This window comes from Stenotrophomonas sp. FR012 (assembly GCF_047520565.2).
Classification (GTDB): domain Bacteria; phylum Pseudomonadota; class Gammaproteobacteria; order Xanthomonadales; family Xanthomonadaceae; genus Stenotrophomonas; species Stenotrophomonas sepilia.
Window position 1 is genome coordinate 34510 of record NZ_JAXBQL020000016.1, and the last position, 11030, is coordinate 45539.

Here is an 11030-nt window from a genome sequence, read left to right on the forward strand (position 1 = left end):
CGATCAGCCCAGCACTTTCTGCACGGTGGCGACCAGCTGTTCGGGATTGAACGGCTTGACCAGCCAGCCGGTGGCACCGGCGGCCTTGCCTTCGGACTTCTTGTCGGCGGCCGATTCGGTGGTCAGCATCAGCAGCGGGGTGAACTTGTAGTCCGGCAGCTGGCGCAGTTCGCGGATCAGCGCGATGCCGTCCATGTTCGGCATGTTGACGTCGGTCACCACCGCATTGAAGCGCTGGCCCTTGGCACGACCGAGCGCGACCGCGCCGTCTTCAGCTTCTTCGACGGCAAAACCGGCCGAGGTGAGGGCGAAGGACACCATCTGGCGCATCGACGCCGAATCGTCCACCACCAAGATACGTGCGCTCATGCAGCGTTCTCCACAGATTTCAGGTTGTCATGGGTTACGTCCAGGCCCAGGGCCTGGGTGACGCCCAGCAGGCGCGCGGCGTCACTGAAGGTTGCAGTGCAACCGTGGAAGCCGGTGCCCAGGCCTGCCTCGCGGCGGGCCTGCACGAACGCACACAGCACCTGCACGGCGGCCGTGTGGATGCGGGCGACCTGGCTGGCATCCAGGGTCAGCTCGCCAGCCTGGTCCACGAGTGGGGCGAGGCGGTTCTTGAGCTCGGTAGTGCTCTCGATGCCGAGATCCCCACCCAGTTCGACAGTGCTCATCGTTGCTCCGGACAAACGGTTCCGTGATCCATAACGGCACCCCGGTGGGGTTCTTTAGAAGAATCGACGCGGTACGTCGATGCGGTCGCTGCTTAAAAGGGGACGGAGGGAATTAAGTAGCAATCGACCTGGCTCTACTGCAGCTCCCTCGGCAACGGCGACCGCGCAGTGGGGATGTAAGGTGTTGATCCATCGGCGCAAAGCGCCGGGTCAGTTGCGACTTAATCCCCTCCGTCCCCTTTTTCTTGGCGGCTCAGCTCAACAGCCGGGTGGCGTCGAGCAGGATCATCGGCCGCTGGCTGACCCGGGCCACGCCGCGGAACAGGTCGTTTGAGATCTGGCAGATGCGCGCGGTATCGGGCGGTTCGATCTGCGAATCGGTGAGGTTGGCGACATCTTCGACCGCTGATACGCGCAGGCCGATGGTCTCGCCGTCCTCCTCCAGGACCACGATGCGGGTCTGTGCGTCGTCTTCGGCGGCCGCGGCGCCAAGGTGCAGGCCCAGATCCATCACCGGTACCACCTGGCCGCGCAGGTTCATGATGCCGAGCATGGCCGCTGCAGTGCCACGCAGTGGCAGCAGCGGCACCGGCAGCACCACTTCCTGCACCTTCAGCAGTTCCAGCGCATAGGCCTGGGTGCCGCAGCGAAGGCGCAGCCAGCGCGAAGTGCGTTCGCCGGCGCGTCGGTTCTGCGGATGCGGGCTGCGAGCCGGTTGGTGGGCCTGCGCCTGCAGCTCCTGCCAGGTGCCGGGACGGTTGCCTGCCGGGGCATCGACGGCGGCGCGCGGCGGCGGAGTGGCGGTGCGCGCGGCCGGGGCTGCAGGTGCAACCGTCGGGGCCACCGGCGCTGCGACCACGGCGGGCGGTGGCGTGGCTACGTCTTCGCCACCGGCGGCCGCTTCGAACGCGGCCTGCAGGCCGGGGCTGTCGGTGTGGGCGAGGCGATGGCTGTCGGCCGGATCGGTCTCGTAGATCACCTCGTCCGGCAGGTCGTCCCAGGTAGGTTCCGGACCGGCGTTTGCAACGACGGCGGGTGCCGGCGCGGTTTCGTGGATGACCTCCTCAGGCAGGTCATCCCAGGTCGGCTCGCGTTCGGAAACCGCTTCTCCCGCCGGACCCTGCCCAGCGCTACCGGAAGCGGCAGCGCTCTCGAAGGCCGCTTCCAGTGCTGCGTCGTCCCGGCTTTGCGCGGCGGCGACGGATTCTGTTTCGTAGATCACCTCGGCGGGCAGGTCATCCCAGGTGGGTTCGCGCGTGGGTGGTGCGGCGCTCTCGAAGGCGGCTTCCAGCGCAGCGCTGTCCCCGCTCGGCGTGGCGGCGATGGTTTCGGTTTCGTAGATCACTTCGGCCGGCAGGTCGTCCCAGGTCGGTTCGCGTTCGGCGACTGCTTCGATCGCCGGGCCTTGCCCGGCGCCTGCGGGCGGCAGCACGGCAGGCGGCGGCGCGACCATCGCTTCGCCCAGCAGTTCGTCCAGGTAATCGTCGAGGATGCCGGTGCTGTTCATGCGGCCTGCTCCAGGGCGCGGGCATCCTCGCCGAGGATCCAGTTCAAGGCGCGCCGGTAGGCGGCCAGGCCACGGCCCGGGTAGTCCTCGCCGGCGCTCGGCAGGGTCAGCCCGGCGGCGTTGCTGATGCGGGTATCGATCGGAATGGCGTCTTCCCACACGCGGCTGCCATGGCGGTCCTGCATGGTGCGCAGCGACTCGTTGCCGGCGCGGGTGCGTCGGTCGAACAGGGTCGGCAGGATCGAGATCGGCAGCGGGCGGCGGCGCGAACGCTCGACCATCTCGCCGGTGCGGACCATGCCATCCAGGCCGTGCAGGGCCAGGGGCTCGGCCTGGGTCGGGATGATCAGGCGATCGGCGGCAGCCAGTGCGTTGATCATCAGCAGGCCGAGGGTGGGTGCGCAGTCCAGCAGGATGTAGTCGTGCTGGCCCTGGTGGCGCGCCAGCGCGTTCTGCAGGGCCAGGCCGAGGCCGGGCTGGTTGGCGCTGCGGCGTTCCAGCGTGGCCAGCGCCGACTGTGCGCAGACGTAGTCCAGGCCATGGATGTTGCTGGCATGGCACAGGCTGGACAGGTCCGCTGGCGGTGTGCCGAACAATTCCAGTACGCCGGCCGGCGGCGGGTCCACCGGCACGCCGAAGGCGCGGCTGAGCGAGGCATGCGGATCGAGGTCGATCAGCAGCACGCGATGGCCGAGCGCGGCCAGGCCGCGGCCGAGGGCGAGGGTGGTGGTGGTCTTGCCGACTCCGCCCTTCTGGTTGGCGACTGCCCAGATGCGCATCGGATTACTCCTTCATTGCCGGGGGAACGGCGGCGCCGACGCGGCTGCCAGCCGGCACCGGCGGCAACTTCACCGGTGCGATGGGGGAGGTGGGGGCGCTGGCCGGAGTTGCGGCGGCCTGTTCGGTGACGGTGCTGTCGGTGGCGCCGGTGGCTGCGTTCAGGCGTTGGCCGAGCGGATCCACCGAGTGCGACGTGTCGGCCAGGATGATGACCATCACCCGGCGGTTGCGGTTGCGGCCCTGCGCGCTGTCGTTCTCTTCGCGCGGGCGGAACTGGCCATAGCCGACCATCGCCAGCCGCGACGGCTGCACGCCCTGGTCGGCGAACAGGTGCACTACGCTGGCTGCGCGCCCGGCCGACAGTTCCCAGTTCGACGGGAAAGTGGCGGTGGCGATCGGCACGTTGTCGGTGTGGCCTTCCACGCGCACGCTGTTGGGCACGTCGCGCAGCACCTCGGCCAGGCTGGCCAGGGTCTGCCGCGCATGCACGTCCAGCGCGGCCGAGCCGGTGGGGAACAGGATGTCGCTGTTGATCTCGACTTCGATCCACAGTTCGGTGCGGCGCACGCTGATCATGCCGCGGTCGATCAGCGGCGCCAGTGCGGCGGTGAGGCGATCGGCAATCGTGTTGAGCTGGCGCTCGGCACGGGCGATCTGCTCCTGGTTGTGCACCGACACCGGCATGCGCATCTGCGAGGCCATCGACGGCAGCAGGGTCGGGTCGTGCGAGGGCGCCGGCGCGGAGGGACCGATCTTGGTGCCGGACTTGATCACCGAGGGGCTGTCCCAGCCGCCGCCCTGCACCTGCTTGTTGCCCACCTGCACCGGGTTGATGGTGCGCGGTGCGCCACCGAAGGCATCGGTCAGCGCGTCGGCCATGATCCGGTACTTGCCCTCGTTCACCGAGGAGATCGCGTACATGACCACGAAGAAGGCGAGCAGCAGCGTCATCAGGTCGGCATAGGGGATCGCCCATGCTTCGTGGTTGGCGTGCTCTTCGTGGTGCTTGCGGCGGGCCATGTCAGTGCAGGAAGCCGGAGAGGTTGGTTTCGATGTTGCGCGGGTTCTCGCCCTGGGCGATCGAGATCAGGCCTTCGATGACCATCTCGCGGTCGCGCGTGTTGTGCGAGATCACACTCTTGAGCTTGGCGGCGATCGGCAGGAACAGCAGGTTGGCCGAAGCGATGCCGTAGATGGTGGCGGTGAACGCGGCGGCGATGCCGTGGCCGAGCTTGCTCGGGTCGGCCAGGTTCTTCATCACCGCGATCAGGCCCAGCACGGCACCGATGATGCCGAGCGTCGGTGCATAGATGCCCATCGCCTCGAACACCTTGGCGCCGGCCTGGTCCTGGTGCTCCTGGCTGCCCAGTTCGATTTCCAGCATGTGCCGCATGGATTCGGGCTCGACGCCGTCCACCAGCAGCTGCAGGCCCTTGCGCAGGAACGGGTCCTGCTGTGCTTCCACCTGCGATTCCAGGCCCAGCAGGCCCTGGCGGCGGGCGATGTTGCTCCACTCGACGATCTGCTGGATCAGCTCGCGGCGGTCGCTGTGCGGTGGACGCACGACCCAGCGCACGATGCTGAACGCGTGCTTGAACACCGCCGGCGAGGTGTGCAGCAGGATCGCGGCGACGGTGCCGACGATGACGATCACAAACGCCGCAGGCGACCACAGCGACGCCAGGCCGGCGCCCTTGAGGATGCTGCCGCCGACCAGCGAGGCCAGGGCGAGAAAGAGTCCAATGAGGCTGAGTCTATCCATGGATCCGGTATCGGCTTGTATGAATGGGACTTGAGACACCGGTACGGGCTACTGGTGCGACTTCACGGTTTTACGGGTTCAGCAAGCGGGTCAGTCGTGCGGGCTGCGCAGGCCGTCCACATCCAGGATCAGCGCCATGCGACCATCGCCGATCAGGGTTGCACCTGCGTAACCGCGCAGGCCGCGCAGGGCTTTCGGCAGTGGCTTGATGACCACTTCCTCGCGCCCACGGACCTGGTCCACGACCAGGCCGAAGCGGGCTTCGCCGGCCTGCAGCACCACGATGGTCAGCAGGGTCGACGCGGCGGGCGTCACATCCAGCCACTGGCGCAGATCGACCAGTGGCAGCGTGTGCGAACGGCGGTCGAGCACGGCGCGGCCATCGAACCAGCCCAGCGAGGTGCGCGGTGCGTGCAGCACTTCCATCACGCGCGCCAGCGGCAGCGCATAGACGTCTTCGCCGGCCTGCACCAGCAGGGTCGGCAGGATCGCCAGGGTGAGCGGCACGCGGATCAGGAAGCGGCTGCCGCGGCCCAGCTCCGACTGGATCTGGATCTGGCCACTCAGTTCGCGGATGCGCGACTGCACCACGTCCATGCCAACGCCGCGGCCGGAGATATCGGTGACCTGCTGCTTGGTCGAGAAGCCGGGCAGGAACACCAGGTGCAGGCACTCCTCGCTGCTCAGGCGGGCGGCGGCCTCCGGATCGATCAGGCCCTTCTCGCGTGCCTTCGCGCGCAGCTTCTCCGGATCGATGCCGGCGCCATCGTCCTGCACTTCGATGCTGACGTAGTCGCCTTCCTGCTGGGCCGACAGGCGTACATGGCCCATCCGCGGCTTGCCCTGTGCTTCGCGCAGGTCGGGCATTTCCACGCCATGGTCGATGGCGTTGCGGACCAGGTGCACCAGCGGGTCGGCCAGCGCTTCGACCAGGTTGCGGTCGAGCTCGGTCTCGGCGCCGATCAGCTCCAGGTCCACTTCCTTCTTCAGCGAGCGGGCAACGTCTCGGGCGACCTTGGGGAAGCGCGAGAAGACCTTGCCTACCGGCTGCATGCGGGTACGCATCACCGCCGACTGCAGGCGCGCGGTGGCGATGTCCAGGGTGGACACGGCGCGGTCCAGTTCCTCGTCGCGCAGGCGCGCACGCAGGGTCTTGAGCCGGTTGCGTGACAGCACCAGTTCGCCGATCAGATTGACGATCGCGTCCAGGCGCTTGGTGTCCACGCGCACGGTGTGTTCGGCTTCGGCCAGCGGCTTGGCGGCCGGCTTGGTCGCCGCTGCAGGTGCCGGTGCGGCCGGTGCGGCCAGTGGGCGTGGTGCCGCGATCGGTGCGGGCGCTGCCGCAGCGATGGGCTTGGCGCCGGGTGCGGCGCCACCGTGCAGCTGGTCGAGCAGGGCTTCGAACTCGTCTTCGCTGATCAGGCCGTCGTCGGCCTTCTTTGCCGGCGCCACCGCAGTCGGTGCGTTGCCGCCGTGCAGCTGGTCGAGCAGGGCCTCGAACTCGTCGTCGGTGATCAGGTCGCTGCCACCCGCAGCGGGAGCTGCTGCGGCGGCGGGTGCAGCCACGGCACCGCCATGCATGTCGAACTGGGCGATCAGCTCCGGCGGCGCATAGCCCGGCTCGGTGCCGGAGGAAACTGCATCCAGCATCGCTTGCAGGTAGTCCAGCGATTGCTGGGCGGCATCGAAGTGATGGGCCTGCAGCACGGCCTGGCCCGCGCGCGCGATGCCCAGCGCTTCTTCGGCGGCGTGGCACAACTCGACCATGGCGGTGACGCCGAGGAAGCCGGCGCCGCCCTTGAGCGTGTGGTAGCCCCGGAACACCGCGTTGAGTTGCTCGGTGTCCTGTGGTGCCTGCTCCAGCGACACCAGCTGTTCGCCCAGGCGATCCAGGATTTCCTGCGCCTCGATGATGAAATCGGCAGTGATGTCGTCGGATACCGCGCTCATGCTTACAGCCCCAGGTCCGACAGCAGGTCGTCGGCGTCGTTCTGCGAGACCGCGTGGCGGTCCAGTCCCTTCAGTGCCGGCCCGGCCAGTTCCGGATCGGTGCGATGCTGTTCCGGCGGCAGGCCGAGCGCGCCGAAGCCCTCATGCACACGGCGGACGATGCCGACCACGCGACGGATGATCTGCCCCGTCAGGTCCTGGTAGCTCTGGGTCAGGGCGATCTCGGTGAGGTTGTGGCGGATGCGCTCGAGCTGTGCATCCTGGCCCGGCTGCAGGCCTTCGGCGCGCAGCTGTTCGGTCAGGCTGCGGCATTCCTCGGCCAGGTCCAGGGTGCGGTGCGTCGCCTGTTCGGTCATCGCCACCACGTGGTCCAGGCGTGCGCAGGCATCGTCCAGTTCGCCGGCCTCGCTGGGCACGGTCGGCAGTTCACCCAGGGCCTGCCCGAGCTCGCGGGCCAGCCGCGAGAGGCCGCTCATCATCGGCTGCGTGCGCAGCGCGACCAGTCCGTCGATGCGTTGCCGCCAGGCGGTTTCGTCACCGGACTCCAGTGCGTCCAGTGCTTCCTGCAGGCGCAGGGCGAGGGCATTCCTGTCGACCGTGGTATCCATCAGGCACTGGCCGCCAGGCGTTCGAAGATCTTGCCGAGCTTCTCTTCCAGCGTCTGCGCGGTGAACGGCTTGATGATGTAGCCGTTCACGCCGTTCTGGGCCGCTTCGATGATCTGCTCGCGCTTGGCTTCGGCGGTGACCATCAGCACCGGCAGGGTCTTCAGCTTGGCGTCGGCACGGATCGCCTTGAGCAGCTCGATGCCGGTCATTACCGGCATGTTCCAGTCGGTGACCACGAAATCGAACGGCTGGCTCTGCAGCAGCGACAGCGCGGCATGCCCGTCCTCGGCTTCGGCGGTGTTGGTGAAGCCCAGATCGCCCAGCAGGTTCTTGACGATGCGACGCATGGTCGAGAAGTCGTCGACGATCAGGATGCGCATGTTCTTGTTCAAAGCAGAGTTCCTTTGTTGTTCATTCCGGGCGGCCGGGGGCAGCTGCCTCGGGGATGTTCATTCTTCGAGGCCGGCGTCGACGGCCTCGAATACCTTCAGCCGGCCGCGCAGGCGCAGCACGGCCTGGCCGTGGATCTGGCAGACCCGCGACTCGCTCACGCCGAGCACCGCGCCGATCTCCTTCAGATTGAGTTCCTGCTCGTAGTAGAGCGAGAGCACCAGCTGTTCGCGCTCGGGCAGATGGCCGATGGCCTTGCCCAGCTCGCGGCCGAACTCGCTGCGCTCCAGCACCTGCTGCGGGGTCGGGCCACCCTGGGCGACCGTGTCCAGCTCGCCCTGGTCCTCAATGCGCGACTCCAGGCTCAGCACCTGGCCACGCGCGGCGTCTTCCATCAGGCGCAGGTACTCGGGCAGTGGCATCTCCATCGCGGCGGCCACTTCGGTGGCGCTGGCGGCTCGGCCGCTGCTCTGTTCCAGGCGGCGGATGGTGGCCGCAGCATCGCGTGCACGGCGGTGCACCGAGCGCGGCACCCAGTCGCCACGGCGGATCTCGTCGATCATCGAGCCACGGATACGGATCGAGGCATAGGTCTCGAACGAGGCGCCCTGGTCGGCGTCGTAGCTGCGCGAAGCCTCGATCAGGCCCATCATGCCCGCCTGGATCAGGTCGTCGACTTCGACGCTGGCCGGCAGGCGCGCGGCCAGATGGTGGGCGATGCGCCGCACCAGGTCCGAGTGCTGGGCGATGACGTCGTTGGCCGCCGAGCGCTGGACTTCCCTGTACTGGGCCGCGCCTTTCATGCCGCCACCCCGCGCTGCTTGAGGATGCGTTCGAGGAAGAACTCGACGCCGCCGCGTGGTTCGGTGGGCGCCTGCCAGCGGGCCGTGCGGCGCGCGATCTCGGTGATCGCCAGTGCGGACGGGCTGGACGGGTAGGCCTTCACCACCGGCTGCTGGCGCTGCACCGACAGGCGCAGCCAGTCATCCTGCGGCACGCAGCCCAGGTAGTTCAGCGAGACATCGGCGAGGAACTTCTCGCAGACGCGGGTCAGCTTCTCGTACAGCACGCGGCCCTCATTGGGGTCGCGTACCATGTTGGCCACCACCTGGATGCGGTCCACGCCCCGTTCACGCGAGAGCACCTTGATCAGCGCGTAGGCGTCGGTGATTGAAGCCGGCTCGTCACAGACCACCACCACGGTGTCCTGCGCGGCCTGGCAGAAGGTCAGCACGCCGTCGGTGATGCCCGCGGCGGTGTCCACCACCATGATGTCCAGCTCGCGCTCCAGCTCGGAGAACACGTTGACCAGGCCGACGTGCTCGGCCGGGGCCAGCTCGGCCATGTGCCGGCGGCCGGACGCGGCCGGGACCACCAGCACGCCGTTCGGGCCTTCGACGATGACATCGTCCAGCGAGCAGCGGCCGGCCACCAGGTCGGCCAGCGTAAAGGTGGGGTTCAAGCCCAGGATCACGTCGATGTTGGCCAGGCCGAGGTCGGCGTCCAGCAGCAGCGTGCGCTTGCCCATGCCGGCCAGCGCCACGGCCAGGTTGGCCGACACGTTGGTCTTGCCCACGCCGCCCTTGCCGCCGGTCACGGCGATGGTGCGCACAGGGCCGAGCGGCTCGCTGCGGGTGGCCGACAGCGGGAAGGTCTTGGTCAGCTTGGCGTACTCACGCGACGGCATGGTTCAACTCCGGGTTGCAGGGCATATCGGCCGCTCGGCGCAAATCTTCAAGGCGAAGTACGAGATTGGCCGCACTGGCCCGGTGCAGGTCGTCCGGAACGTCCTGGCCATCGGTCACCCAGGTGATCGGCAGGGCATGGTCCACGGCCACCGACAGGGCGTTGCCGAAGCGGCCGGTTTCGTCCAGCTTGCTCAGCACCAGGCCCTGCAGGTTGGCGGCACCGAAGCGGCGGACCACCTCGTCCATGTCGCCGAAGCTGGTGTTGGCCGGCAGCACCAGCAGGCTGCGCACCTGGCGGGCGGCGCGCAGCCACTGCAGCTGGGCGGCCAGCGCGCGGTCGCGCGGGCCCAGCCCGGCGGTGTCGATCAGTACCAGCTTGTAGTCCTTCAGGCGTTCCAGCAGCTGGTCCAGGTCGGTGCCGCTGTTGGCCTCGTGGACGGCGATGCCGAGCTGCCGGCCGTAGCCATACAGCTGCTCTCGGGCGCCGATGCGGGTGGTGTCGGTGGTGACCAGAGCCACGTCACGCGGCGCGTGCTTCTCGGCGAACCGCGAGGCCAGCTTGGCGATGGTGGTGGTCTTGCCGGCGCCGGTCGGGCCCACCAGCGCGATCACGCCGCCTTCCTCCAGCGGGTCGACCGGGGCAATCGGCAGCTTGCGCGAGATCAGCCCCAGCATCAGGCCGCGGCCTCGGTGCGCCTCGGTCTCCAGCGGAATCTGCATGGCGACGTCGCGGGCCAGGCCAGCATCGAAGCCGTACTCGTCCATCAGGTCCAGCGCGGTGGCGCGCACCGGGCAGCCGCGCAGGCGCTCGTCGGTGAAGCGGTTCATTTCGCGCTCGATCACCTGGCGCATGCCGGCCACTTCCTGGCGCAGCTGGCGGATCTCGGCGTCGTCCTGGGCGACCACGGTCAGGACCGGGGCTGGGGCGAGCGTCGGCGTCGGTGCGGTTTCGACGGTGGCATCGGCCAGCGCCGGTTCGCTTGCGGCGACCTCCGGCTGCGTTTCGGCCAGGGCTGCGGTCGGCAGCGGCGGCGGCTGCACCGCCGGCGCCACGCTTTCGTGATGTGCCTGGTGCGGCGGATCGATCTGGAAACGGGCGCGGTTGGCCGGCGCGACGACGGCCGGTGCCGGCGCCGGAGCAACGATGGCCTCGGCGAACGGGGCGAAGATCTGGTCCGGCAGTGCCGGTTCATTGACGGCGGCGCGTGCCAGCGTGGCGGCAAAGCCGGTGCTGCCGCGGGTCGGCACGATCTCGTCGGCGCTGTCGAGGGTGCGGCCGGTAGCGCCCACTGCTGCACGGGCGAGGGCGGCCACCGCCGAGGTGGTCGCGGCAATCGGTTCCGGTGCCGGGGTGCTGCTGCGGCGGCGGGTGACGGCGGCGATCACCGCGTCGGCGGCGGTGCGCGGCTTGGGTGCCGGCGGCGGTGCGACGTCACGGCGCGAGGCTTCCAGCGCCCGCTGCACCGCGCTCTCGTCGTAGTTGGCGGCGGCGACGATCTCGATGCCTTCCTCGATCCGGCGGTTGGACAGGATCACGGCGTCAGGACCATGCTCCTTGCGCACCAGGTTCATGGCCGAGCGCATGTCGGCGGCGACGAATCGTTTGATTTTCATGCTGTGGTCACGAGGCGAAGACGGCGGGGTGGCGGTCGGGGAACTCGGGTGGTCGGT

At 68.7% G+C, this 11030-nt stretch carries 12 protein-coding genes; all 12 read right to left on the reverse strand.

Annotated features, from left to right (window positions below; all coding sequences use genetic code 11):
* Positions 1–3: 3 nt before the first annotated feature.
* A complete protein-coding gene (locus ACM0O9_RS18270; RefSeq protein ID WP_005409521.1) occupies positions 4–369 on the reverse strand; it encodes a response regulator in 366 nt (121 codons plus the stop codon).
* Positions 366–674: an STAS domain-containing protein gene (locus tag ACM0O9_RS18275; RefSeq protein WP_065184917.1), complete on the reverse strand. Its 309-nt coding sequence runs from the start codon at positions 672–674 to the stop codon at positions 366–368. The genes ACM0O9_RS18270 and ACM0O9_RS18275 overlap by 4 nt, the downstream gene beginning before the upstream one ends.
* A gap of 253 nt (positions 675–927) precedes the next feature.
* A complete protein-coding gene (locus ACM0O9_RS18280; protein WP_069138616.1) occupies positions 928–2181 on the reverse strand; it encodes a chemotaxis protein CheW in 1254 nt (417 codons plus the stop codon).
* The gene (locus tag ACM0O9_RS18285; protein ID WP_053498628.1) at positions 2178–2960 is read right to left on the reverse strand and encodes a ParA family protein; all 783 of its coding nucleotides are present in this window, start codon (positions 2958–2960) and stop codon (positions 2178–2180) included. Before ACM0O9_RS18285 ends, ACM0O9_RS18280 begins: the two co-directional genes overlap by 4 nt.
* Before the next feature lie 4 nt (positions 2961–2964).
* Positions 2965–3981, reverse strand: a complete 1017-nt coding sequence (motD, locus tag ACM0O9_RS18290) for a flagellar motor protein MotD (protein ID WP_005416419.1) — start codon at positions 3979–3981, stop codon at positions 2965–2967.
* A 1-nt stretch (position 3982) separates the two neighbouring features.
* On the reverse strand, positions 3983–4723 hold the full coding sequence (locus ACM0O9_RS18295) for a flagellar motor protein (RefSeq protein WP_049413360.1): 741 nt from the start codon (positions 4721–4723) through the stop codon (positions 3983–3985).
* A 90-nt stretch (positions 4724–4813) separates the two neighbouring features.
* Positions 4814–6673: a chemotaxis protein CheA gene (locus ACM0O9_RS18300; RefSeq protein WP_053498624.1), complete on the reverse strand. Its 1860-nt coding sequence runs from the start codon at positions 6671–6673 to the stop codon at positions 4814–4816.
* A gap of 2 nt (positions 6674–6675) precedes the next feature.
* Positions 6676–7281, reverse strand: coding sequence for a protein phosphatase CheZ (locus ACM0O9_RS18305; protein ID WP_005416422.1), 606 nt, complete (start codon positions 7279–7281; stop codon positions 6676–6678).
* Complete coding sequence (gene cheY, locus ACM0O9_RS18310; protein ID WP_005413247.1) at positions 7281–7673, reverse strand: chemotaxis response regulator CheY; 393 nt, start codon at positions 7671–7673, stop codon at positions 7281–7283. Before cheY ends, ACM0O9_RS18305 begins: the two co-directional genes overlap by 1 nt.
* Before the next feature lie 57 nt (positions 7674–7730).
* Positions 7731–8474 (reverse strand): RNA polymerase sigma factor FliA, encoded by a 744-nt coding sequence (locus ACM0O9_RS18315; protein WP_053498623.1) that lies wholly within the window; start codon positions 8472–8474, stop codon positions 7731–7733.
* Positions 8471–9358, reverse strand: coding sequence for a MinD/ParA family ATP-binding protein (locus ACM0O9_RS18320; protein ID WP_005416424.1), 888 nt, complete (start codon positions 9356–9358; stop codon positions 8471–8473). The genes ACM0O9_RS18315 and ACM0O9_RS18320 overlap by 4 nt, the downstream gene beginning before the upstream one ends.
* Positions 9345–10973: a flagellar biosynthesis GTPase FlhF gene (gene flhF, locus ACM0O9_RS18325; RefSeq protein WP_414604166.1), complete on the reverse strand. Its 1629-nt coding sequence runs from the start codon at positions 10971–10973 to the stop codon at positions 9345–9347. Before flhF ends, ACM0O9_RS18320 begins: the two co-directional genes overlap by 14 nt.
* Positions 10974–11030: the final 57 nt, after the last annotated feature.